The sequence below is a fragment of the Microcystis viridis FACHB-1342 genome (assembly GCF_014698335.1).
GTDB lineage: Bacteria > Cyanobacteriota > Cyanobacteriia > Cyanobacteriales > Microcystaceae > Microcystis > Microcystis ichthyoblabe_A.
Map to the genome: position 1 here is coordinate 77,932 of NZ_JACJSV010000005.1, position 23,247 is coordinate 101,178.

Annotated in this window: 34 protein-coding genes; 7 read left to right on the plus strand and 27 right to left on the minus strand. The window is 47.2% G+C overall.

What is annotated here, in order from left to right:
• Window positions 1–159: 159 nt before the first annotated feature.
• From H6G40_RS03320 to H6G40_RS03425, 22 genes are all read right to left on the minus strand, one after another.
• The gene (locus H6G40_RS03320; protein WP_002777682.1) at window positions 160–726 is read right to left on the minus strand and encodes an adenylate kinase; all 567 of its coding nucleotides are present in this window, start codon (window positions 724–726) and stop codon (window positions 160–162) included.
• A 70-nt stretch (window positions 727–796) separates the two neighbouring features.
• Window positions 797–2,116 carry a preprotein translocase subunit SecY gene (gene secY, locus H6G40_RS03325; protein WP_002753894.1) on the minus strand — a complete coding sequence of 440 codons (1,320 nt, stop codon included), beginning with the start codon at window positions 2,114–2,116 and terminating at the stop codon, window positions 797–799.
• Between the two features lie 263 nt (window positions 2,117–2,379).
• Window positions 2,380–2,823, minus strand: coding sequence for a 50S ribosomal protein L15 (rplO, locus tag H6G40_RS03330; protein ID WP_002731743.1), 444 nt, complete (start codon window positions 2,821–2,823; stop codon window positions 2,380–2,382).
• 10 nt (window positions 2,824–2,833) lie between these two features.
• The gene (gene rpsE, locus H6G40_RS03335) at window positions 2,834–3,355 is read right to left on the minus strand and encodes a 30S ribosomal protein S5 (RefSeq protein ID WP_002733669.1); all 522 of its coding nucleotides are present in this window, start codon (window positions 3,353–3,355) and stop codon (window positions 2,834–2,836) included.
• Window positions 3,356–3,381: 26 nt separating this feature from the next.
• Window positions 3,382–3,744, minus strand: a complete 363-nt coding sequence (gene rplR / locus H6G40_RS03340) for a 50S ribosomal protein L18 (RefSeq protein WP_002733383.1) — start codon at window positions 3,742–3,744, stop codon at window positions 3,382–3,384.
• 3 nt (window positions 3,745–3,747) lie between these two features.
• Window positions 3,748–4,317 (minus strand): 50S ribosomal protein L6, encoded by a 570-nt coding sequence (gene rplF / locus H6G40_RS03345; protein ID WP_069475528.1) that lies wholly within the window; start codon window positions 4,315–4,317, stop codon window positions 3,748–3,750.
• Window positions 4,318–4,421: 104 nt separating this feature from the next.
• Window positions 4,422–4,823 (minus strand): 30S ribosomal protein S8, encoded by a 402-nt coding sequence (gene rpsH / locus H6G40_RS03350; protein ID WP_002734721.1) that lies wholly within the window; start codon window positions 4,821–4,823, stop codon window positions 4,422–4,424.
• Between the two features lie 237 nt (window positions 4,824–5,060).
• A complete protein-coding gene (gene rplE, locus H6G40_RS03355) occupies window positions 5,061–5,600 on the minus strand; it encodes a 50S ribosomal protein L5 (protein ID WP_002734750.1) in 540 nt (179 codons plus the stop codon).
• Window positions 5,601–5,654: 54 nt separating this feature from the next.
• The gene (gene rplX, locus H6G40_RS03360) at window positions 5,655–6,008 is read right to left on the minus strand and encodes a 50S ribosomal protein L24 (RefSeq protein WP_002733835.1); all 354 of its coding nucleotides are present in this window, start codon (window positions 6,006–6,008) and stop codon (window positions 5,655–5,657) included.
• Between the two features lie 72 nt (window positions 6,009–6,080).
• Entirely contained in the window at window positions 6,081–6,449 is a 369-nt protein-coding gene (rplN, locus tag H6G40_RS03365; protein ID WP_002732358.1) for a 50S ribosomal protein L14, read from the minus strand.
• A gap of 20 nt (window positions 6,450–6,469) precedes the next feature.
• On the minus strand, window positions 6,470–6,712 hold the full coding sequence (rpsQ, locus tag H6G40_RS03370) for a 30S ribosomal protein S17 (protein ID WP_002734070.1): 243 nt from the start codon (window positions 6,710–6,712) through the stop codon (window positions 6,470–6,472).
• Between the two features lie 6 nt (window positions 6,713–6,718).
• Window positions 6,719–6,937 carry a 50S ribosomal protein L29 gene (gene rpmC / locus H6G40_RS03375; protein WP_002746608.1) on the minus strand — a complete coding sequence of 73 codons (219 nt, stop codon included), beginning with the start codon at window positions 6,935–6,937 and terminating at the stop codon, window positions 6,719–6,721.
• Window positions 6,937–7,356 (minus strand): 50S ribosomal protein L16, encoded by a 420-nt coding sequence (gene rplP / locus H6G40_RS03380; RefSeq protein ID WP_002734310.1) that lies wholly within the window; start codon window positions 7,354–7,356, stop codon window positions 6,937–6,939. Before rplP ends, rpmC begins: the two co-directional genes overlap by 1 nt.
• 30 nt (window positions 7,357–7,386) lie before the next feature.
• On the minus strand, window positions 7,387–8,115 hold the full coding sequence (rpsC, locus tag H6G40_RS03385) for a 30S ribosomal protein S3 (protein ID WP_002733683.1): 729 nt from the start codon (window positions 8,113–8,115) through the stop codon (window positions 7,387–7,389).
• Window positions 8,116–8,138: 23 nt separating this feature from the next.
• Window positions 8,139–8,498 (minus strand): 50S ribosomal protein L22, encoded by a 360-nt coding sequence (rplV, locus tag H6G40_RS03390; RefSeq protein ID WP_002746605.1) that lies wholly within the window; start codon window positions 8,496–8,498, stop codon window positions 8,139–8,141.
• A gap of 128 nt (window positions 8,499–8,626) precedes the next feature.
• Entirely contained in the window at window positions 8,627–8,908 is a 282-nt protein-coding gene (rpsS, locus tag H6G40_RS03395; protein WP_002732809.1) for a 30S ribosomal protein S19, read from the minus strand.
• 30 nt (window positions 8,909–8,938) lie between these two features.
• The gene (gene rplB / locus H6G40_RS03400) at window positions 8,939–9,772 is read right to left on the minus strand and encodes a 50S ribosomal protein L2 (protein WP_002734317.1); all 834 of its coding nucleotides are present in this window, start codon (window positions 9,770–9,772) and stop codon (window positions 8,939–8,941) included.
• Window positions 9,773–9,805: 33 nt separating this feature from the next.
• Window positions 9,806–10,111 carry a 50S ribosomal protein L23 gene (locus tag H6G40_RS03405; RefSeq protein WP_002753910.1) on the minus strand — a complete coding sequence of 102 codons (306 nt, stop codon included), beginning with the start codon at window positions 10,109–10,111 and terminating at the stop codon, window positions 9,806–9,808.
• Window positions 10,101–10,733: a 50S ribosomal protein L4 gene (gene rplD / locus H6G40_RS03410; protein ID WP_002732765.1), complete on the minus strand. Its 633-nt coding sequence runs from the start codon at window positions 10,731–10,733 to the stop codon at window positions 10,101–10,103. The genes H6G40_RS03405 and rplD overlap by 11 nt, the downstream gene beginning before the upstream one ends.
• Before the next feature lie 20 nt (window positions 10,734–10,753).
• The gene (rplC, locus tag H6G40_RS03415; RefSeq protein WP_002734589.1) at window positions 10,754–11,392 is read right to left on the minus strand and encodes a 50S ribosomal protein L3; all 639 of its coding nucleotides are present in this window, start codon (window positions 11,390–11,392) and stop codon (window positions 10,754–10,756) included.
• 818 nt (window positions 11,393–12,210) lie between these two features.
• Window positions 12,211–12,549, minus strand: coding sequence for a P-II family nitrogen regulator (locus tag H6G40_RS03420; protein ID WP_002732427.1), 339 nt, complete (start codon window positions 12,547–12,549; stop codon window positions 12,211–12,213).
• A gap of 182 nt (window positions 12,550–12,731) precedes the next feature.
• On the minus strand, window positions 12,732–13,217 hold the full coding sequence (locus tag H6G40_RS03425; protein WP_069475527.1) for a DUF4079 domain-containing protein: 486 nt from the start codon (window positions 13,215–13,217) through the stop codon (window positions 12,732–12,734).
• Window positions 13,218–13,415: 198 nt separating this feature from the next.
• Between H6G40_RS03425 and H6G40_RS03430 the strand changes: the two genes are divergently transcribed.
• The gene (locus tag H6G40_RS03430; RefSeq protein ID WP_002732903.1) at window positions 13,416–14,075 is read left to right on the plus strand and encodes a phosphoribosyltransferase; all 660 of its coding nucleotides are present in this window, start codon (window positions 13,416–13,418) and stop codon (window positions 14,073–14,075) included.
• A gap of 206 nt (window positions 14,076–14,281) precedes the next feature.
• Window positions 14,282–15,409, plus strand: a complete 1,128-nt coding sequence (locus tag H6G40_RS03435; RefSeq protein ID WP_002734271.1) for a lamin tail domain-containing protein — start codon at window positions 14,282–14,284, stop codon at window positions 15,407–15,409.
• Between the two features lie 244 nt (window positions 15,410–15,653).
• Here the strand turns inward: H6G40_RS03435 and H6G40_RS03440 are convergent, their stop codons facing one another.
• Window positions 15,654–15,956: a YkvA family protein gene (locus tag H6G40_RS03440; protein WP_002732007.1), complete on the minus strand. Its 303-nt coding sequence runs from the start codon at window positions 15,954–15,956 to the stop codon at window positions 15,654–15,656.
• 245 nt (window positions 15,957–16,201) lie between these two features.
• On the opposite strand from H6G40_RS03440, the gene H6G40_RS03445 reads away from it, so the two are divergent.
• From H6G40_RS03445 to accD, 3 genes are read left to right on the plus strand one after another with little or no spacing between them, the layout of a single operon-like run.
• Window positions 16,202–17,011 (plus strand): prepilin peptidase, encoded by an 810-nt coding sequence (locus H6G40_RS03445; RefSeq protein ID WP_069475526.1) that lies wholly within the window; start codon window positions 16,202–16,204, stop codon window positions 17,009–17,011.
• A gap of 41 nt (window positions 17,012–17,052) precedes the next feature.
• Window positions 17,053–17,262, plus strand: a complete 210-nt coding sequence (locus H6G40_RS03450; protein ID WP_069475525.1) for a hypothetical protein — start codon at window positions 17,053–17,055, stop codon at window positions 17,260–17,262.
• A gap of 19 nt (window positions 17,263–17,281) precedes the next feature.
• The gene (gene accD, locus H6G40_RS03455; protein WP_069475524.1) at window positions 17,282–18,232 is read left to right on the plus strand and encodes an acetyl-CoA carboxylase, carboxyltransferase subunit beta; all 951 of its coding nucleotides are present in this window, start codon (window positions 17,282–17,284) and stop codon (window positions 18,230–18,232) included.
• 88 nt (window positions 18,233–18,320) lie between these two features.
• Here accD and H6G40_RS03460 read toward each other — a convergent pair whose 3' ends face one another.
• Window positions 18,321–18,704, minus strand: a complete 384-nt coding sequence (locus H6G40_RS03460) for a Fur family transcriptional regulator (protein WP_002734059.1) — start codon at window positions 18,702–18,704, stop codon at window positions 18,321–18,323.
• 31 nt (window positions 18,705–18,735) lie between these two features.
• Here H6G40_RS03460 and purS point away from each other — a divergent pair, with 31 nt between their 5' ends.
• Together purS and purQ are read left to right on the plus strand one after the other, a co-directional pair.
• Window positions 18,736–18,993, plus strand: a complete 258-nt coding sequence (gene purS / locus H6G40_RS03465) for a phosphoribosylformylglycinamidine synthase subunit PurS (protein WP_002732994.1) — start codon at window positions 18,736–18,738, stop codon at window positions 18,991–18,993.
• 85 nt (window positions 18,994–19,078) lie between these two features.
• On the plus strand, window positions 19,079–19,777 hold the full coding sequence (gene purQ / locus H6G40_RS03470; protein ID WP_002732490.1) for a phosphoribosylformylglycinamidine synthase subunit PurQ: 699 nt from the start codon (window positions 19,079–19,081) through the stop codon (window positions 19,775–19,777).
• A 124-nt stretch (window positions 19,778–19,901) separates the two neighbouring features.
• On the opposite strand, the gene H6G40_RS03475 is transcribed toward purQ, so the two are convergent.
• The 3 genes from H6G40_RS03475 to H6G40_RS03485 all read right to left on the minus strand — a co-directional run bounded on the left by H6G40_RS03475 (window position 19,902) and on the right by H6G40_RS03485 (window position 22,985).
• The gene (locus tag H6G40_RS03475) at window positions 19,902–21,020 is read right to left on the minus strand and encodes a glycosyltransferase family 4 protein (RefSeq protein WP_002794615.1); all 1,119 of its coding nucleotides are present in this window, start codon (window positions 21,018–21,020) and stop codon (window positions 19,902–19,904) included.
• Between the two features lie 82 nt (window positions 21,021–21,102).
• Entirely contained in the window at window positions 21,103–22,329 is a 1,227-nt protein-coding gene (locus H6G40_RS03480; protein ID WP_069475523.1) for a glycosyltransferase family 4 protein, read from the minus strand.
• Complete coding sequence (locus H6G40_RS03485) at window positions 22,326–22,985, minus strand: D-glycero-alpha-D-manno-heptose-1,7-bisphosphate 7-phosphatase (RefSeq protein WP_002777674.1); 660 nt, start codon at window positions 22,983–22,985, stop codon at window positions 22,326–22,328. The genes H6G40_RS03480 and H6G40_RS03485 overlap by 4 nt, the downstream gene beginning before the upstream one ends.
• Window positions 22,986–23,247 lie beyond the last annotated feature (262 nt).

Genomic DNA, 23,247 nt, shown 5'->3' on the forward strand with positions numbered 1-23,247 from the left:
CTTAAGAAAAGATAAATATTGCGAAATGTAAATTTAAATATTCTCAACTATTAAAGCTTGTTTGATATAAAAAACTTATAAAAAGTGGTAATTTTTACTGACTGATCACTGATAACTGATTACTGATAACTGATAACTGATGACTGACTGAGGGAAACTTTACCCAGGAATGACAACTGCTGTTAAAGCGGCAGTAACCGCGTCCATCGGTTGATTACCGTCGATATGGTTAAGAGTCCCCTTTTGACCGTAATAATCTAAAACGGGGGCAGTTTGGTCGATATAAACCTGTAGGCGACGGGCGATCGTTTCTTTAGTATCATCTTGACGACCCCGTTGCATGAGACGCTCAATTAAGACCGTATCCGGTACAGCCAAATTAACCACAAATGTGTAACTATCGGCCAATTCTTCCAGTAATGCGTCTAAAAAGCTCGCCTGTGCCACCGTGCGGGGAAACCCATCAAGAATCCAACCCTTAGCACTGTCAGGCTGTTTTAAACGTTCCTGAATTAAACCCAATAACAACTCATCGGGGACTAATTCGCCCTTTTCCACATAAGCTTGTGCTTGCTGACCAAGTTCTGTCTTCTCTGTAATTGCTTGACGTAAAATTTCACCGGTAGAAATATGGGGAATCGTCAGAGATTCCGCTAATTTTGCCGCTTGGGTCCCTTTTCCCGATCCGGGCGGTCCCAAAAATATCACACCGATCCGTTTGCTCATGGATTAAATATAGGGTTTTAAGGGAAAAAACAACCAGTAACCGCTAAAAGGTCACTGGCTGAATATCTAACTACTGTTTAATCATGCCCTCATAGCGTTGAGAGATGACATAGGTTTGAATTTGTTTCGCCGTATCGATCGCCACCCCCACCAGAATTAACAGGGAAGTTGCCCCCAAACCGCGAAAAGTGGTGACACCGGTGGCGCTTTCTACTACAGTCGGCACAGTAGCCACCAAACTTAAAAAGAGAGCGCCCAAAAGGGTGAGACGATTCAGCACCCCTTCCAGATAATTAGTAGTAGCGGTCCCCGGACGAATCCCCGGAATACTGGTCCCCATTTTTTTCAGGTTTTGGGACATATCCTTAGGGTTAACGATCAGGGAAGCGTAGAAGAAACTAAAACCGAGAATTAGTAAGCTATAAAAAGCCACATAACCCCAACTATCGGGACGCAGGGCATTAACCAGCTGGACTAAAACCTGACCGACCGGGTTATCCGTGGGTAAAGCTTGCACCAATTGAAAAGGTAAGACCAACACTGCGGAGGCGAAAATAATCGGCATCACGCCCCCTTGATTGAGTCGTAGGGGTAGATAACTGGTTCTTTCCCGATAGAGACGACGACCCACTTGACGACGGGCAGAAACAATCGGAATCCGACGGGTTCCCTCCTGAACAAAAACAATGCCGATAATCATCACCAAGAAAACCAGCAAGAGAATCACCACTTGAGCGATCGCTTGTCGGCCACCCTGTTGAGCAAAAGTAATCGTATCACCGAGGGTTTTTGGTAAAACAGCGACAATGTTGACAAAAATCAGCAAAGATGCTCCATTTCCCAGACCGCGTTCCGTAATCAGTTCCGAAATCCACATCACGAACATAGAACCGGCCACTAAAGCGAGAACCGTAGCGGCGATCGAGGGTAAAGTTCCAGCCACAACGCCGTTAGCCACCAATAAACCGAGAGTAATACCGATACTTTGAATAATTGACCAAGCAAAGGCAATATAACGGGTAATTTGGGCAATTTTTCGCCGTCCTGCCTCTCCTTCATTTTTCTGTAAATCTTCCAAAGAAGGAAGGGCCGCGGTGAGTAGTTGCACGATAATTGAGGCGTTGATATAGGGAAGAATGCCGAGGGCAAAAATCCCTAACGTCGATAATCCTCCCCCAGTAAACAGGTCAAGGATTCCCAAAGCGGCGTTACTTTGAATAATTTCTGCTAATCTTGCCCGATCCAAACCGGGGATCGGTACAAACATCCCAAAACGGAGCAGAACCAGTAAACCCAATGTAATCAACAAGCGACCGCGTAAACCGGCCGCTTGTGCCATTTGCATAAACGTTTCCTGTGCCGTGGGAGCCTTATCACGACTGACGACCATTAACAGTTACCTCTAGTGCAGTTTTTTTTATGGGAAAAAGTAATCGAGGGGGAAAACTTTCTCGATTTTTTTAAGATTTCCCCTGTGTTTCTTATGATATAGCAATCTGGTCTTGGGGATTGGGTGTTAGGGTGTGGGGATTGGGTGTTAGGGTGTGGGGTGTGGGGTGTGGGGAGAACAAAGCTGCCCTTTACCTTTTACCTTTTGCCTTTTGCCTCCTGTCTCCTGTCTCCTGTCTCCTGCCTCCTAATCTGCTGGGAAATTTATATCTCTTCCCAAGTACCTTGAGCGGCGGTAATTTTCTCTTTAGCACTATTGCTAAAAGCGGCGGCCTTCACCTTGAGGGGAACGGTAATTTCACCATCACCCAGAACTTTTAAAGGGCCGTCGTTGCTGGTGAGAATGTTAGCTTTTAGGAGACTTTCCAAGGTAACTTCCGTATTAGCGGGTAAAGAAGCTAATTTTCTCAGATTAACGATCGTGTATTGACGGGGGTTAACCAAAGGAAAATGCTTTAATTTGGGTACCCGACGATAGAGGGGCATTTGTCCCCCCTCAAAACCGGGACGAGTCCCCGTCCCAGAGCGAGATTTTTGTCCGCGCATTCCCAGACCGCAACTAGCGCCCTGGCCGGCCGAGACACCCCGTCCCACACGACGACGGCGTTTAGTTGACCCCGGTTGGGGGGCGATTTCGTGGAGTTTCATGGTGATTTCTCTATGTGTACAAATGTTCTATAGATACGCCTCGATCCTTAGCAACTTCCGAGAAAGTGCGGAGAGTTTCCAGGGCGTTAACGGCGGCTCTAGCGTTATTGAGGGGGTTATCGCTACCGAGTTGTTTAGCGAGGATATTTTTTACCCCAGCCAATTCTAAAACGGTACGGACAGCACCCCCGGCAATAACCCCAGTCCCCGGAGCAGCCGGACGCATAATCACTTGAGCGCCTCCGGAAGCACCCCGGGTGAGGTGAGTGATAGAACTAGCCTTAGTTAAGGAGACTTCAATTAGTTGTTTTTTGCCATCGGCCACGCCTTTACGGACGGCCCCGATAACGTCCCCTGCTTTGCCGACTCCCACTCCCACCTGGCCGTTTTCATTACCGACCACGACGATAGCCCGGAAGCTGAGTTTTTTACCACCCTTAACCACTTTACTAACCCGGCGGATCTGGATAACCCGCTCTTGCCAAGTGGTTTCTTTTTCTTTTTCGCGGTTGCCTTTGCGACGTTTTGCCATAGTTTTATCAGTGTTGAAAGGATATTTTAGAAGTTTAAGCCGGCTGACCGAGCCGCTTCTGCTAAGGCTTTGACGCGACCGTGATAGAGATTGCCACCGCGATCAAAAACCACTTGTTCAATGCCTTTGTCTAGGGCCCGTTGGGCCACCAGTTTACCCACGGCAGCCGAGGCTTCTTGGGTAGCGGTGGATGCCAATTCCCCGCGCAAGGTGGCCTCTAGGGTAGAAGCGGCCGCGAGGGTATGTTGGGCTACGTCGTCGATAATTTGGGCGTAGATGTGGTTATTAGAACGAAATACGGATAAACGCGGCCGTTCAGCAGTGCCATTAATTTTGCGACGCACACGCTGGTGACGACGACGGACTGATTCTTTGCGACTAAGTTTCATGGTTTATTTTTTACCTCCTTTACCGCCTTTAGCGCCTTTACCGCCAGCTTTACCAACTTTGCGACGGACGACTTCACCAAGATAGCGAATCCCTTTACCTTTATAAGGTTCGGGGGGACGAACTTCGCGGATTTTAGCGGCAATGTTACCGACGGCTTCTTTGTCGATGCCACTGACGATAACTTGGGTGTTGTTTTCTACGGCGACGGAAACACCATCGGGCATCTCCATTTCCACGGGTTTACTGTAACCGACGTTAAGAACTAATTTACTACCCTGCGCCTGGGCGCGGTAGCCCACCCCTTGGATATCTAGGCGTTTTTGAAAGCCGGTAGCGACTCCTTCCACCATGTTGGCTACTAGAGTTCTACAGAGTCCGTGGCGTTCTCTGGCGGTACGGGAATCGTCTTGACGGGTAACGAGCAGAGTTTCGCCATCTTTATTGATGGCGACGGCGGTGGGTAGGGTTCTCTGGAGAGTTCCTTTAGGTCCTTTCACCGTCACGGTAGCACCATCGATATCGACGGTGACTTTATTGGGAATAGGGATCGGGCGTTTGCCAATACGAGACATAACAGTTATCAGTTATCAGTTATCAGTTATCAGGGAAGAGTTATCAGTGGGTCAGCTATCGGGTTTAAACTGGGAAAGGCTGACGGCTGATAGCTTATCCTTGTTTACCAGATGTAGCAAAGGACTTCGCCGCCAACGTTTTGTTTACGCGCTTCGCGATCGGTCATAATGCCTTTAGAGGTGGAAACAATGGCGATGCCAATGCCACCGAGGACGCGAGGTAAGTCTTTACTGTTGGAATAAACTCGCAGGCCCGGTTTACTGACTCTGGTGAGGGTAGTAATGATCGGTTGACGGTTTTTGCCTTTATATTTGAGGGAAAGAACTAATTGAGATTTAATCCCCTCACCCACTTCCTCAAAGTCAGCAATAAAGCCTTCGTCCTTGAGAACTTGGGCAATACTGCGCGTCATCCGCGTGGTGGGGATTTGAGTAGTGGTCTGCCGAACCGCGCAAGCGTTACGGATGCGGGTCAGCATATCCGAGATGGTATCGTTAGCAGACATGAATTACCTGTTTTTCTCCTAAATTGGGATCAACATCAGTGGTCAGTTATCAGTTATCAGTTATCAGTTATCAGTAGGTCAGTTATCAGATTTGAGTATTAAGTGAGTAGTATTAAATAGCAGGTTCCTGCTGTCTTTTCACTCAATCACTGTTGACTGTTCACTGTTGACTGTTTACTGTTTACTGTTTGCTGTTCACTTATTTACTGGTCACTGTTTACTTTTCTCTTGATTGATTTATCTAAAGGGCATTCCCATCTCTTTGAGGAGGGCGCGTCCTTCTTCGTCGTTTTTAGCGGTGGTGATGATTGAGATGTCCATCCCGCGAATTTGATCGATTTTGTCGTATTCAATTTCAGGGAAGATCAACTGTTCACGAATGCCTAAACTGTAGTTACCACGACCATCAAAACTGTTACCGCTGATACCGCGAAAGTCGCGAATGCGTGGTAAGGCCAGATTAATGAGACGGTCTAAAAAAGCGTACATTCGATCGCCGCGCAATGTCACCATGACACCCACGGGCATTCCTTCGCGAATTTTAAAGCCAGCGATCGCTTTTTTAGCTCTAGTCACTACCGGTTGTTGTCCGGTGATGGTGGACAGTTCCTCCTTGGAAGACTCCAAAGCTTTGGCGTTTTGTGAAGCTTCCCCAAGACCGCGGTTAACAGTAATTTTGATAACTTTAGGTACTTGGTGGATATTGGTATAACCAAATTGTTCTTTCAGTTTAGGAACAATGGTTTCTTGATAGGTGGTTTTTAGTTTTTGGCTCATAGTTTTGCTGCTTGCTTTTCCTGGGCTTGGTCAGGAACTAGAATTGATGGGAAACTAATCGATAATTTCGCCAGTTTTCTTCAGTATCCGCACTTTCCGACCGTCTTCGGTAAAGGTATAACCCACCCGACTGGCGATTTTTTTCTTCTCGGAATAAAGCATCACTTTGGAACTGTGAATCGGTGCTTCGTAGGTAACGATTTGACCCGATTCCCCTTCCTGTTGGGGTTTAGTATGTTTGGTGCGGATATTAACTCCCTTGACCACCACGGTACTTTCTTGGGGTAGAGCGCGTAAAATTTCGCCCACCTTGCCCTTATCGGAACCGGCGATTACTTGAACGACATCCCCTTTTTTAACGTGCATTTTTTGCCTTTGGGGCGGGGTTTGAATGTTTTTCTTACTCATTTTTTTTGACCTCAAAGTGTGAAAAGTTTTAGACTAGCCATCAGCCAATTGCCTTGATACTTTTCACTTTGATCAGAGAACTTCTGGGGCTAAGGAAACAATTTTGGTGTAGTTTTTATCGCGCAATTCCCGAGCGACCGGACCAAAAACCCGCGTACCTTTGGGATTACCGTCATTATTAATAATCACGGCGGCGTTATCATCAAAACGGATGCTCATGCCACTATCGCGACGGACGGTTTGACGGGTCCGCACAATCACCGCAGTGACCACATCGGATTTTTTCACGGGCATATTGGGGATAGCGTCCTTAACCACGGCGATAATTTTGTCACCGATGCCACCGTAGGTACAGTTACCTGTTCCCAGCACCCGCAGACACATTAGTTTCCGCGCCCCGCTATTGTCAGCGACATTTAAGTAGGTTTGTTGTTGAATCACGGTTTTTACCTAGGTGAAATTTAACTATCGGTTAATATTTCCGCCACTTCCCAACGTTTGGTTTTACTGAGGGGGCGGGTTTCACGAATGCGAACTCGATCGCCTTGTTTGGCTTGATTTTCTGCGTCGTGAGCCTTAAATTTCTGGGTTTTTACGACGATTTTGCCGTATTTAGGGTGAGGAGAGCGGTTTTCAATGGCTACCACTACGGTTTTATCCATTTTGTCGCTGACCACTACCCCAACTCTTTCTTTAACTGCCATAGCGGGTTATGCCTCCGGGGTGGACTGGGCTAGTTGGCGCTCTCGTTCTACGGTCAATAATTGGCCAAGACGGTGGCGGGTGTGTTTGAATTCGTGGGTTTTTTCCAAGCGGCGGGTGGCCTGTTGCAAACGCAATTCAAACAGTTTCTTTTTGGCATCGAGGATAGCGTCGGCGATGTCGTCATCGCTCATCTTCCTCACTTCGGCGATTTTCGGTAGAGCCATTAGACAAAATCCTCCTCGCGAGTGATAAATTTGGTCTTAATCGGTAATTTTTGGGCGGCTAGACGCATTGCTTCCCGGGCTACCGGTTCGGCTACCCCGGCAATTTCAAACATAATGAACCCCGGTTTAACCACGGCTACCCAGAATTCGGGGGAACCTTTCCCGGAACCCATCCGGGTTTCTGCAGCCCGTTGGGTGACGGGTTTATCGGGAAAAACGCGAATCCAGATTTTGCCACCCCGACGAATATAACGAGTCATTGCCCGTCTGGCGGCTTCGATTTGACGGGAAGTAATCCAACAGGGTTCGGTGGCTTGCAGGGCGAAATCGCCGAAATTAATCGTATTTCCGCCGGTGGCCAGCCCGCGCATCCGTCCGCGCTGTTGTTTGCGGAATTTTGTTCTTTTGGGACTTAACATGAGCTATTTACCACTGATAAATATTAGGGATCAGCCTTCGCTAGAGCGATCTTCAAACTGTTGACGACGACGCTGTTGACGGCGCGGTGCTTGAGCGGGAACGGCGGCGGCAATTTCTTCTTGGCCGGGGATAATTTCGCCCTTAAAGATCCAAACTTTCACCCCTAGAATCCCGTAGATGGTGCTGGCGGTTTTATAGGAGTAATCGATATCGGCCCGCAGGGTATGGAGGGGAACTCGTCCTTCCCGCACCCATTCAGTCCGAGCGATTTCTGCCCCGTTGAGACGACCGCTAACTTGAATTTTGATCCCTTTGACTTCGGCCCTTTGCGCCCGTTGGATAGCTTGCCGGACTACACGACGGAAGGAAACCCGTCTTTCTAGTTGTTGGGCGATGTATTCGGCGATCAGGTTGGCATCGGCATCAACGCGAGCCACTTCGATGACGTTAATGCGAATTTGACGCTGGCCACCGAGGGCTTTTTGCAACCCTAGGCGCAGCTGTTCGATTCCCGTGCCACCACGACCGACGACGACTCCAGGGCGAGCGGTGTGGATGGAAATATCTACTTGATCGGCCTTGCGTTCGATGCGAATATCGGCGATACCGGCATTAGCGAGGTTTTTTTCGACGTATTCACGAATGCGGCGATCTTCTTGCACTAATTCGGGGTAACGTTTCGCGTCGGCATACCAGCAAGATTTGTGATCTTTGATAACGCCGAGACGAAAACCGAGGGGATGGATTTTTTGTCCCATTGTGGTTTTTTTAGTTAAGGTGATTAGTCTTTGTTGCTAGGAGCGACGGCGACGGTGATATGACAGGTGGGTTTGCGAATTTGGTAGGCGCGGCCTTGGGCCCGGGGTCGAAAACGTTTTAGGGTCGGTCCGCCATCGGCAAAGGCTTGGCTAACCACCAAAGTGGCGGGATCGAGTCCTTCGTTATTTTCGGCGTTGGCAACGGCGGAACGCAGGACTTTCAGAATCGGATCACAGGCCCGGTAGGGCATAAATTCGAGAATAATTAGGGCTTCCCGATAGGAGCGACCGCGGATCTGATCGAGTACCCGTCTGACTTTCAGGGGTGACATCCGAATATAGCGGGCGATCGCTTTGACTTCGTTAGAGGTATCGATGGTCATTTCAGTTATCAGTTATCAGTTATCAGTTATCAGTCATCAGCTATCAGCTTTTATTTTTTGAAAATTAGCTAACTTGGTGGTTTATGATCACGACTATCTAGCTGACGACTGAGGGAGTAGCGGCTGATTTATTTCCGTCCTGCTTTTTTGTCGCTCTTGGCGTGGCCACGGAAGGTGCGGGTGGGAGCGAATTCACCGAGTTTATGACCGACCATCTGCTCGGAAACATAGACGGGAACGTGCTGTTTGCCGTTGTGAACGGCGATCGTGTGACCGACCATATCGGGAATGATTGTCGAGGACCGGGACCAAGTTTTAATCACTTGTTTACTGCCCTGGGCGTTGAGTTTTTCGATTTTTTCCATCAGGTGGCCGGCGACAAATGGCCCCTTTTTCAGTGAACGACCCATAATTTTCAGTCAAAAGTAAAGTAATAATTTCTAACCCTGGGTACGACGGCGCACGATCAGATCGCTACTGCGTTTTTTCTTGTTGCGAGTTTTGCGACCGAGGGCGGGTTTACCCCAGGGAGTCATCGGGCCGGAACGTCCGATCGGAGCGCGACCCTCTCCACCTCCATGCGGGTGATCGACTGGGTTCATGACGCTACCCCGAACATGAGGCCGTTGACCGCGGTGACGGGTACGGCCGGCTTTACCGAGACTGATGTTTCTCGCTTCGGCGTTACCGACTTTTCCGATGGTGGCGTAGCATTCACGCCGGATCATGCGTACTTCTTTGGAGGGGAGGCGGATGGTAACGTAATCGCCTTCTTTGGCTACCACTTGGGCGAAACCACCGGCAGCCCGCACCATTTGACCACCGCGACCGGGGACGAGTTCGATGTTATGAACTTCTGTCCCTAGGGGGATGCGACTTAAGGGTAGGGCATTACCGACCTCGAAGGGAGCGTTTTCTCCGGCGATGACGGTATCACCAACGCCTAAACCGGCGGGGGCGATGATGTAGCGTTTTTCCCCGTCTTTGTAGAAAAGTAGGGCAATGCGGGCGTTACGGTTAGGATCGTACTCGATCGCCGCTACTGTGGCGGGAATATCCCGTTTATCGCGACGAAAATCGATAATCCGGTAGAGGCGCTTATGGCCGCCGCCCCGGTGACGACTGGTGACGACACCGCGATTATTACGCCCTTGTTTGCTGTGTTTGCGATGAGTTAGGGACTTTTCCGGTTCGGTTTTGGTGATCTCCTTAAAGTCGGAGATGGCCGCCTGCCTTGTCCCGGGGGTTAAAGGTCTAAAAGAACGAATACCCATAGTTTAGTTTTCCGTTATCGGGTTTCTTGGTGGTTATACGTCGGGATAGAGGGCGATCGAGTCGCCAGCTGCTAGGGTCACGATCGCACGTTTGTATTGGGGTTTGTAACCGAGGAAACGGCCGACGCGTTTTTTCTGACGAGAGGGGCGGCTGGTGTTCACTTTCGTTACTTTCACGTCAAACAGCAATTCGATCGCCGCTTGAATTTCCGGCTTGGTCGCTTTCAAGGCGACATCGAAAACGTATTTATTTTGTTCTAGGAGTAGGGTGGCTTTCTCGGTCACGATCGGTTTTAGGATCAGATCGGCGAGTTGTCTGGCTTCAGTTCTAAGCACCATAGACCTCCTCAATTTTAGCTAGGGCTGCGGCGGTGGCGATAACTCGATCGGCTAGGATGACATCATAGACGTTGAGACTATCGGCGCGAATAATTTTGAGATTGCAGATATTACGTCCCGATAAATAGACATTTTCGGGAATTTCCGTCAAAATCAGCAGAATTTTTTCCTCTGGACTGGCTCCCCAGCGACTTAAGGCAGCGGTGAGTTCTTTGGTTTTGGGTTGGGAGAATTGTTCGGCGAAGCTTTCCACCACGATAAAGTTATCGGCCTGGCTGATCAAAGCGGTTCTCAGGGCTAATCTTTTCTCTTTGCGATTCACCTTAACCTCAAAATCTCTCGGTTTTGGTCCGAATATGACACCGCCACCACGCCAGAGGGGAGAACGGATCGAACCGGCCCGGGCGCGACCGGTGCCTTTTTGCCGCCAGGGTTTGCGACCACCGCCGCGCACTTCCGAGCGGGTTTTGCTGGAGGCATTACCTTGGCGGGCCGCCGCTAGATGGCTGACGACGACGCGGTGAATTAGATGTTTGGCGGTTTCGGGTTTAGCGGTTTTCAGTTCCAGGGTGCCTGTTCCCGCTTCTTCCCCTTGCCAATTTTTGACTGTGTAGTTAACCATGGCTTTAATCTTTCCTTGCCCTATTTACCAAATTTCTTGGCGGGGGTGATGTTTAACAGGGTTCCTGGTTTACCCGGGACGGCTCCTTTGATCAGGATTAGGTTGCGTTCGCTATCGATTTTGACCACGGACAGTTTGCGGATGGTCACTTGGGTGGCTCCGTATTGTCCGGCCATTCTCTTACCCGGGAAAACCCGGCCGGGGGTAGTACCGGCACCGGTGGAACCAGGGAGACGGTGGTTTTTGGAACCGTGGGTCATGTTACCGCGCTTGAAGTTATGGCGTTTTTGATAGCCGGAGAAACCCCGTCCGATGGTGGTTCCAGCCACATCGACTAAATCGCCCTCTTGGAAGATAGCGGCGGTAATTTCTTGGCCTAAAGTGTAAGCGGATGCGTCCTCGAGGCGGTATTCGATTAAATGCCGCAGGGGGGAGACACCGGCTTTGGCTAAATGACCGAGTAGCGGTTTGTTGAGGGCTTTTTCTTTGACGGTTTTGTATCCCACTTGGATGGATTCATAACCGTCGGTTTTTTTCGTTTTGACTTGGGTGACGGGACACGGACCGGCTTGAACGACGGTGACGGGAATGGCGACTCCCGTTTTGTTGTCGAAGATTTGGGTCATGCCCAGTTTTGTACCGAGGATACCGATAGACACGGATTGTTCTCTTTATCTTTACTAGACGACAATCAAAAATAACGTGGCCGTGGCTATAGGAGCGAGAAAAATCTTTCCCGCTTTATCAGCCTGCCCAACTTGAATGACTTTTTTGGAGTTATTTAAGCTGGCATCCCGTTAAATTCGTAAGTAGGACTAGACAGGGTTGCTGGTTCTGCCTAGATTGTTGCTGGTCTTTGTTTCTTGGGGACTTAAAGGGTTTATCTTCAGTATCCCGGCGAAGACCGAGCGACCAAGGCGGTTCTGCTCAGTAGTGCCTTTAGCACCACCTAAGACCGATTTTGGCCACGATCAAACATTATATAACATTTGTGACTTTTTAGGCAAGAGGTTTTTTCAGTCACCGGCAATGATCCTATCTAGTCTGGCTGAAGGAAGGGGGGACAATGAGGTTGAAGTCTAGGCTGGGTGCAGGGTCTAGCCTGTGGTTTTTTGGGAAAATCTCCTCGCTGTCACCCTTGAAATTGATTAACTTAATTCTCTCGTCTTCATTGCGGGGAAAGTCTCAAGGTTTTTCCCTATCCCCCACACCCTGTCTTACTTTCAATCTGCTTGTCACCCCTTCAGGTTTCTGGCACTTTTTTAGCCAAAAAATTCGCAAAACTCTTTTATAGCAAGGCTTAAACTGATATTCAGCAGATTGCAATTATAGTATTTATCTTAATGGTGAGGTACAAAGTTTTGGTTTGGGGGAATCGGTCGTTGGTGGTCGCTATCAAATTAGGTTACACTGCTTGATGGGGATTAGTTTCAATGGGGGGGATGACAGGATTGTACTATCATCCCTTGTTTGGACGTTAAATCGCTTGCAGGTCTTTTTCTCCGGTACGGATGCGGACGATCTGTTCCACGGGGGAGATGAAGATTTTACCGTCTCCGATTTCACCGGTACGGGCTGCCGAAATCAGCTTATCGACGACCATATCGACTTGCTTATCTTCGACGACGATCTCGATCTTGAGTTTTTGGAGAAATTCGACGGTGTACTCGGAACCGCGATAACGTTCCGATTGACCTTTCTGACGACCGAAACCTCTAACTTCGGAGACAGTCATGCCGACAATGCCCGCGTTAACTAGGGCGAGTTTCACCTCTTCCAGTTTAAAGGGTCGGATAATCGCTTCTACTTTCTTCAAAATATCTATCTCCTCGTTGCGTGACGATACCTTCTTGGTGAATTAACTGTTAATTCTAAACGCAGAATCCCGACAATAGCGCTTAAAGTCATGATTTCTTCAATTATTGGCCTTGGCCACAGTCTTCACCGTGAAAAATTTCTGGGTGGGAATTGGCCCACCCGCAGCCATAAATAAACCAACTAGAGAGATAATCCTAACTGAAGACCAAAAACACCGTGAACCAGCAGTAAAATTAGGGCAATACTGCCGATATAGGCGTGAACAGTCCGGAAAAGTTCTTTTTTCCCGCCAGCGAAGCCAGTTAGGGACAATAATCCATTAAAAGCTAATAAACCGATGGCGATCGATCCTGTCCAGAAATGGCTGCTTTCGAGGATGGGATGTTTCTGCATGACTAGGGATAAAATACCGCCGGTGTAACCGAGAGTGATAAATAAAAACAGCCAGGGGGCGAGTTTGCGGTGATCAGCCCGATTTTTGGCTACTACTTCCCCATCTTGGCTTAAACGGCTTTGCCAACCGGCATAGGCAGTATAACTACCCATAACTAAAACCACGATCCCCATCATGACTGGATGTCCCCAATGAACGATCGGTTCGGGAGTTCCGAGACTGCGAAAGGCAGCGGCGATCGGCTCTAGCGCATCACTTAAACTTTGATTCATGTTTGTTACCTAACTTTACAAAACCCTTTTGCCTAAGATTTTAGCCGATCTCCAGCCTGGAAAAACTGCGGTTAGCTGAAAAAATGTCAAGCCTTCGCTAAATTTCTTAACATTTCCCCTAGAGATGAGCGGAGAAATATAGAATAAAGGCAGGGGAAACTAGGGATCCCCATGGGGATTAGCCCCTAGGAGGGCATTATGACTTATCTGCTCAAAGATCGGCGGTCGGCTGGGAGACTGTTAGCTATTTACTTGACAGAATATACCAATAGTGCTAGAGCGCTAGTGTTGGCTTTGCCCCGGGGTGGGGTTCCGATCGCCTTTGAAATTGCCCAAAGGTTACATTTACCGCTAGATCTGTGTTTGGTGCGAAAATTAGGTGTACCGGAGCGCAAAGAGTTAGCTTTTGGGGCGATCGGTCAGAATGGGGTGCGGGTAATCAATGAAAGTGTTGTTGAAGACTTGCACCTATCGGAGGCGATGATGGAACGGGTAGCAAAGGAAGAAATGATCGAATTAGAGCGACGTGATCGTTTGTATCGAGGTGAACGCCCCTTTCCGGACGTGACGGGAAAAACGATTATTCTAGTAGATGATGGGATCGCTACGGGAGCAACGATTAAAGCGGCGATTCTGACCCTTAAGGCTGAAAATCCCGCTGCTATTATTATTGCTGTTCCTGTTGCCCCGCCGGAAGTCTGTGATCAATTAGAAAAATTAGTTGATCGAGTAATTTGCCTACATAAACCCTACGAATTGAGATCAATTTCTCTTTGGTACGAGGACTTTTCCCAAACCAGCGATGAGGAGGTGCAAACACTTTTGTCCACCGTCGATAGTTCTTTGATTTCAGTTTAGGGAGATGGGCTAGATAAACTCTCATTAAACCAGCGATCGCTGACTAGAGTGTGACACTTCATAATTCTTAGTAATCGCTAAAAGTTTTACTATACAAGGGCTAGAGCAACTGTTGATTTCAATGACTAGGTGCGGAATGTAGGATAAAAATTACCGAAGAGCCACTTTTCCGTATATTATGCAGTTAGTCATTGGAGAAAATTATTATGACAAAATCAAAATCAACCATTACGGGCGGCGATGATGCCCCCGTGTTTGTACCAATCGAAAAACCAGCCAATGGTCGAATTATTGTTCATAATGACGAGTGGGTTTTAAGCGATGCTGGTTTTCAATCGGTATCTGATACCGCGACTTTTGCGTTGAATGTTGCCACATATTTTGTAGGAACGACACAGGGAAAATTTCATGTTTTGTCCAATAACTTTGGATTGGTCGGCGCAACGCTTGAGCGTACCATGACTGGTGCTGGGCATACTTGGACAAAAGGCATGAACATTGCCATTAATGCGGTAGCATTGGCTCAATATGATGCCATTTTTGTAGGTGGCGACCCAGTTGATAATCAAGTATTAATTGATTATGTCAAAAACGGCGGTAAAGTCTATCTTTGCGCAGGCACAGGGCATGGTGGCAGCCAAGCAGAGGCGCGTCAATGGAATACGTTTTTGACAGCTTTTGGTTTGAAATTTGACGGCGTTTATAACAACATCAGTGGTAGCCTAGCGGTTACCAGCCCAAGCCATCCATTGTTTAGCAATGTGAAAACCCTTTATCAAAACAACGGCAATTCAATCAGTTTATTACCAAATGCCACTGCCAACATTGTAATGACTGGTAGTAATCAAGGGCTGATTGCAACCGCAGACTATATTAATCCAAATGCACCAGCACGGTCTGAACCTACGCCTTCGCCAGCAACTTCTGAGCCACCTAAACCGAAGACCATCGAAACAGAAGAGTTTAGCATCACCGCAGAGGATGACGTGTTTATGTCTAACTTGGTTTATAAAGGACTGGTTAAGAAAACACAATCTGACGAATATGTTGAGCTTAGCAATCGCGGCAATCATCCCGTCAATATTTCAGGTTGGAAAATCACTTCGGTCGGCAGTGCCAGGCAGCAATTTACTTTCCCAGCAAATACTGTTTTAGCGTCTGGCAAGACTTTTCGGGTTTATACCAACGAAGTACATTCTGAAACTGGTGGTTTTTCTTTTGCCAGTAAAACGGCTATTTGGAATGACGCTGGCGATGAATTGAACCTGTATGATGCGATGGGTAAGAAAATTTCCACACTGGCGTATGGCATTGCTCGAACTAAAAAAAGCTGACCGAACGCGGGGCGAGGGGAGAGCATCTCATTTATGCAAGCGAGTAATTATACTTATCCATAAAACTGGTTTCTAGCAATGCTTTCAAAATAGCTTGACATAAAAACCTGATTTAGGGGTTACAAAGGTGAGATGCTCCCGATGGGCTGTGGGGTGTGAGGAGACCAATTCGTGGGCGTTGCGGGGGGAGAGTAAATAACAGCAATCTCCTGAATTCAGAAGTCAAAATTGAGACTTCCGAATTCTAACTTCTGACTTCCACAGCATCGGTATCAACGGTATTGGTTGGGGAAGAAACTTCAGTTTGATTATTTACTCTCCCGGGACGGCGAGTGCGATAATCAAGAACTAATCGCGATAATTCCGTGGTTAAAAGGGTGAGGACAATACCATCATCGATCCAACCAATAATCGGGAAAATGTCAGGAGAAATATCGAGGGGGCTAAAAAGATAAACCATAGTTCCCAGAATGATAATCCAACGATATTTAGGGTGAGTAATTTTGCTGCTGTACCAGTTGTAAAAAGATTCAACAATCGGTTTCATTAATTTGTCCTCGTTGACTGCGATAGTTTAATTTTGTCAGGTTCCCCTTGGGGCTGATAGTGCGGTTTTACACCCATTATGTAGGGTTATCCCCGCTAATTATCCACTAAAAAAGCCCAGAAGAAAATTCACCTTTAGGGATGAACCTGAAATATTATTACTGGATGCTTAAGAGGGGAGATAGTGGCATCTTTATCACCTATAATAGGCGATGACAAACTAATCAATTATCTGCCAGTTTAAGGATGGAAACCCTCTTTCATCTAGTTACTTTTGCCTTTGTCTTCGCTTTGGGTGCCTCGGTGGGCAGTTTTTTAAACGTGGTCATCTATAGATTACCTCAGGGGATATCTCTAGTTTATCCCCCTTCCCACTGTCCGAAATGTCACCATAGGTTGGGGAAAAGCGAGAATATACCCGTTTTCGGCTGGTTATGGCTAGGGGGTCGCTGTCGCTGGTGCAAAACCCCGATTTCTGTCCGTTATCCAGCGGTCGAAACTTTTACCGGTTTGTTATTTTGTCTGGTTTTAGGAGATTTTAGCTTTTCTTGGCAGACCCTCGGCTATTGGATTCTCCTCAGTTGGTTATTAGCTTTAGCTTTGATTGATTTTGACACGATGACGCTTCCTAACTCCCTCACCCAATCGGGATTAGTTTTAGGGATAGTTTTTCAGACTCTTTTAGGTTGGCAAAATAATCAAAGTGTTGTCTATCTTTTTTCAGCGATCGCTAGTGCGGTTTTAGGAGTCTGGTTATTTGATCTAATCCGGTGGGGGGGGAGTTTTGCTCTCGGACAACAGGCCATGGGGGGAGGAGATGCGAAATTAGCGGCCATGATCGGTGCTTGGTTAGGATGGCAAGCATTATTAGTCACCGCTTTTCTGGCCTGCGCTATTGGGGCGGCGATCGGTATTATGGGCATTTTTCTTGGTAAAATGGGGAAAAAACAAGCTATACCCTTTGGGCCATTTCTTGCCCTCGGCGCTCTGATGAGTGTCTTTTGGAGTGATAAGATCATCTCAGCCTATCAAACCATTTTTTTCCCTTTGTTGTAAAAAAGTTATCCTGTAATTAAATCTTGATACAATAGTCTTCCGTGTCTTGGATCACCATTAGAACAACCCCCAGTAGTTGGGAAGCCGATTGGCTGCAGGAAATGCTCAAAGCTCACGACATCCCCAGTCGCGTTATCGCTATTGGCCCTGGTATTTATTGCGGCCAGGGTCATCAGTCCGCTCTACAAGTACGTCCCCAAGATCGCTGGACAGCACTTTTGTTATTAAGTCCTCTAGAAGAAAGTCGATAAATTATCTTTATTTTAAACTATGTCTCTATTTGATTGGTTTGCAAATCGCCAAAAAACAGAACCCAAGGTTCAACAACAACAGGAGCGGGAAATAGCCGACGGTTTATGGACAAAATGCCCCAATTGCGGCGTTTTGGCCTATACGAAGGATTTATTAGCTAATCAACTGGTGTGTCTCGATTGCGGTCATCATAATCGGGTGGAAAGTGAAGAAAGAATTCGCCAGTTAGTGGATGCTAATACTTGGAATTCCCTTGATGAACAGATTCGACCGACGGATCCGCTCAAATTTCGCGATCGGAAAAGTTATAGCGATCGCCTGCGAGAAACCCAAGAAAAAACTGGTCTGACGGATGCTGTCCAGACGGGAACGGGGACGATCGATGGTTTACCCTTAGCTTTAGGGGTGATGGACTTCCGTTTTATGGGGGGTAGCATGGGATCGGTGGTGGGAGAAAAACTCTGTCGTTTGACGGAACGAGCTACCGATGAAAGTTTGCCCCTGGTGATCATCTGCGCTTCCGGTGGGGCGAGAATGCAGGAAGGAATGTTAAGTTTAATGCAGATGGCCAAGATTTCTGGCGCTCTTAACCGGCATCGGGAAGCAAAGTTACTTTATATTCCCGTCTTGACTAATCCCACCACGGGAGGAGTCACGGCCAGTTTTGCCATGTTGGGAGATATTATTATTGCTGAACCAAAGGCTACTATCGGTTTTGCTGGTAAACGGGTAATTGAACAGACTTTGCGCGAGAAATTACCGGAAGGTTTCCAAACATCGGAATACTTGTTAAAACACGGGTTTGTCGATGCGATCGTTCCCCGTACCCATCTCAAGAAAACCCTCGCTCAATTAATTAGTTTACATCAGCTCTTTTTCCCCTTGTTATCCCCCCTCAACAGTCATCATCAATACAGTCAACCGGAGTTAATCCCCCTGAAAACAGCCCAGGGACAAACAACAGTTTAACTGTTCTAAGACGGCTCTGGAGTTGCCAGCCCGAGCATTTGTACTAAAATTTTCCCGATCAGCAGTTTAAATGTAGTACACACCACACTTAGCTGGGTTGACAGCGATCGCAAAGTCCAAAAAATTCGAGAGTATGGTAATAAACCTTGAATTGGTGGGATTTTTCGAGTTTTTCTTCCAATTCATGAACGGGACACTCATTAAAGACGATAGACCGACCGCAATGAATACAGGTAAGATGGTGTTGATCCTGCTGAACGGAACTGTAGAGGGATTCTCCTGTGGCTAGGGTTCTCACCTGCACTGCACCCTGTAATTTTAGGGATTCTAGGGCGCGGTAAACAGTGGCTAACCCCATATTTTGGTCACGCTGACGGAGTTCCACAAACAATTCCTGAGCGGATACTGCCCGATTTAAGGTTTTGAGTAAGTGGATAATGCGCTCTTGCGATCGGGTGCGTTGGGATTTCATATCAAAAAGGTCAGCGATCAAAGTTAATTCTATGCCAAAAAATTATCAGTGCTTTATTTATGTTACCCTGCGCCCTTCGGTTCTCGATCCGGCGGGTACAGCGGTAGAGTCGGGATTAAAGCAATTAGGTTATGATACTGTGGCCGGGGTGCGAATTGGTAAGTATATTGAGCTTACCGTGACAGCAGCAGACGAAACCAGCGCCCGCGAACAATTGGATCAAATGTGCGATCAACTATTGGCTAATCCTGTAATTGAAAATTATCGCTTTGATTTGCATTGTCAGTAGATAGAAGTCAGAAGACGGGAGGTAGGGCAAATAATTAAAATTTATCTGTCACCTTCTGCTAAAAAACTTAACCAAGTTAAAAATTATGAAGTTTGGGATTATTGTTTTCCCCGGATCGAATTGCGATCGAGATGTGGCAACGGTGACAGAGGGTATTTTTCAGCAACCCACCCGCTATATTTGGCATCAAGAGACGGATCTAGGGGATGTGGATGTGATTGTGGTGCCGGGGGGATTTAGTTACGGCGATTATTTGCGCTGTGGTGCGATCGCTCGATTTTCGCCAGCGATGAAAACTGTCCGAGAAGAAGCCGAAAAAGGTAAATTAGTTTTAGGCATCTGTAATGGTTTTCAGGTATTAACGGAAATTGGGCTGCTACCCGGTGCGTTAATTCGTAATCGCGATTTACATTTTATTTGCGATCGAGTGCCGGTAAAAGTGGAAAATAATCAATCTGTCTGGACGCGAGGCTATCAACCACAACAGGTGCTTAATTTGCCCATTGCTCACGGGGAAGGGCGTTATTATGCCGCAGAAGATACGTTAAAATCCCTGGAGGATAACGGTCAAATTCTCTTTCGTTACTGCACTCCCACAGGAGAGGTAAATGAGTCAGGAAATCCTAACGGATCGTTAAATAATATTGCAGGAATTACCAATAAAGCAGGAAATGTGCTAGGAATGATGCCCCATCCCGAACGGGCTGCCGATCCGCTGCTCAATTTGACCGATGGTAGTTTGTTATTTCGGGAGATAACAGGTAATTGTGCTGTTTTGATGTAAGGAATGATGATAAGTAGTCGTGCAAAATTAATTTCTTGGTTAGGATAGGCAAAAGGCAAAAGCTTTATCGAAATGTGTAATTAATTTTGCTTAGGTACTTAATGAGTCGCCAAAAAGCTCTAGACTACAATTTTGGCAATAATTGGTCGTAGGATTGGATCATTCTTTCGTAAGTAAAGCGAGTGGCATTGATAAAACCTTTTTGCCTCAAATCTTCCAGGCGATCGGGAGCGAGAAGATTTTCTGCAATAATAGTAGCGGCAGCCTCGTGTTCGGTGGGATCGAAATACACTGCCGCATCGTCAGCGATAACAGTCATGGGGAGACGATTGGAGGTAAAGACGGGACAACCACAGGATTGAGCTTCAATCACGGGAACACCGAATCCTTCCTGAAAGGAGGGAAAAATTAAAGCAGTTGCTAGGCAATAAAAGGCGCGTAAGTCATCATCAGAGACGGTTCCTAATTCGATTACTTGTGCGGACAAGTTATTCTGATTAACAAATTCTCGCATATCTGGCAGCAAAAGTTTTCCCATCAGGATCAATCGGCAATTTTCCAGACCAGAGAAAGTGATTAACCTCTTGAATATTTTCAGCAATCCCAATCGATTTTTATACCATTGGCGGCCTCCAACATGAATTAGCCAAGGATAATCACGGTTGATATTAAATTTGCCCACCAGAGCTACTGCTGCTGCTTTTGTCATCGGACTGTATCCCTGATTCAAGCAATCCTCAATTACTTCCGTTTGTTCGGGAGCAATTTTAGTTAAACGGAGAACATCGGCACGAGTAGCTTCGGAAGAACAGACAACATATTTAGCCTGTTTTAATCCTCGCAAAATCATCGCCTGATACTGTTTTCCCGTCCAACTGGTGGGATTTTCAGGAATTTCTCCTAGGGCGGAACGGATGGCCAGCAGATCATGACAGATGATAAAATATTTGCGATCTTTTAGATAGGGAGTTAAATAGGATAAAGCTTGATCACAAATGCAGACGATATCAGCCCAATCAAGCTGCTGACGTAACTGCACTGGGAAAATAATTAACTTATCGATGTACCCTAACCACTTGCCGATTCCCTGGGGAGAAGGCTTCAGTTGACCGAAAATAGGCTGTGCTTGCACTCGCCGAATTTCGTGTCCTTTTTGTCTGAGTCCTTTCTCCACTAAACCGACAAAACGATTAATACTAATCTGCCGATCGTTGACGTAATTTCCTACTATTAAAACTTTCATGATTAGGCTCCAAAAAATCAATTTTTATAGCGGTAAAACCCTCTAACAGTCTCGAGGGAAATTTCGGGGTTAAGAAATAATATTAGTCCTGCAAAATTTCCTCGTATCTTTGTCCCGCTCGCTCCCAGGTGTACTCCGATTCCACCATCGCCCGGGCATTATGGGACAGTTGTTCTCGCACAGAAGGATCATCGAACAACCTAGAGATCGCTGCAACGTACTCAGCAACACTATTAGCCCGCAGCGCCCTAGGGGGAATTCCCGCTGCTGCCACCGTTAAACCCTCTAAACCGCGATCGCTGGCGACAATCGGAATCCCCGCGGCCATGGATTCTAGAGTTTTAGTCTTGATTCCCAATCCCACCCGCAGGGGAACCACACAAACGGTTCCTCGGTGTAAATATTCCACTGTCGAGGGAACGGTTCCCGTCACCCTCACACCGGGATACTTGGCCAGTTCGAGAACTTCCGGTGCTGGGTTGGCCCCCACTAGGGTTAAAGTGGTGTCGGGATATCGCTGTTGAATGACTGGCAGGACTTCTAAAACAAAAAAACGGGCGGCATCGATATTATGGGTGGAACTCATGGCACCGACAAAGACCAATTTATGACCGCCGGGATCCCGAGGACGATAGGGAAACAGGGCTAAATCCACGCCATTAGGCACGATATCCACCCGTGCATCCGGGAGGATTTTTAATAATTGTTCGCGATCATAATCGGTAGTGGCCACCAATTGCGAAAACTTGGCACAGTAACGTTTTTCGTACTGATAGAGTAGGGGCAGATAGAGAAAATCCCGCAGGGGATAGGTGGAGGCTCCTCTATCCAAATGATTGCGTGTCCAACCATACACGGAACTGTGAATATCTACTACGGTTTTGACTCGCTGACGGTATTCTGGCCGGATAAAAATCTCGCTGATACTCTGAGCGCAGATAATTACATCACATTTTTGCTGCTCGACGTATTCATCTATTCGCTCTTGAATTAGCGGCGAACGATAACTAAGAACACTAGCAGGGGTCATCTGTACTATTGCCTCCAGAAAGCGCCCTGTTTGACCGATTAGTTTTGTCAGTCCCTTGCCTGGTTCGGGAATTTCCTGGGGCGGAAATAAGACAAGATGATTGGTAAAGGTTTTTAATTCTTCGATCTGAGTTTCCGTGACATTTTCTACCCGACGAGCAAACAGGGTGACATCGTGGTTTTGGTGAAGACATTTGATCAGGTTAAAAGTTCTCCCCTCCGTTGCCCCGCGACTAGGTGGATAGGGAAAGTTATTGCAAAAAAGGACTAATATTCTCATAATTCTGGTTCGGCAGCGGTTTTTGACAATAATTCTACCGTTTCCTTTAGTTGGCTATATACGGGAATCTCAACTGGGTATTTCTCGATCTCCCCAAAAGTGACTTTTCCTCGCCCTGTTAAGAGTAATACGGGCTGACAACCAGCTTCTAGGGCGCATTCTAGATCACTGGGCGCATCGCCGATGAACAACGAGCCGGCTAAGTCAATTCCGTATTGCTGGGCGGCTGTCAGCAGCAGATAGGGGGAGGGTTTGCGGCAGGGACAACCTTCGTCGGGATGGTGCGGGCAGATGGCAAGATCGTGAAAATGCACGCCCAATTGTCGGTATTCCTCAATCATACGCCCGTGAATCGCCGCCAAATCGTCCCAAGTGAAATAGCCCCTAGCAAGTCCCGATTGATTGGTGATGATGATCAGCAGATAACCCGCATCCTGCCACTGTTTTAAGGCAGCCGCTGCCCCGGCGGGAATGCTCACCTGTTCTGGTTTACTCAGATAGGGAATATAGTCAATAACTACCCCATCTCGATCGAGAAATAAGGCTTTGTTCTTTTTTGCTCTATCTTCGCTTTCGCGGTCAGAATTGCCAAGATGTGGCGGAGACGGATATTTCTGGTGGCCGTCATTGACGGAAATTGCGGGGAAAGGATTCATTGATGTTGGACTTTTTCGAGTCGGGGACTAGAATTCTCAGTTCTTCTGTCAGAAACGAGAGCTTGAACCGATGGACAGACAAAATTCGAGGGATTGTCGCGATTTGTGCTAGTTTTCTCGGCTAAATTGCTTCTCTTTACTATCTAGATGTCAGGGTATAGCAATCAGGGCATATTATACGCTGTCAGGCCTTTGGGCTTTTGATTATATCGGCGGTATTGTCAGGAATTGTTAACATTTTTGTCCAGCCAAACAAAAGGCC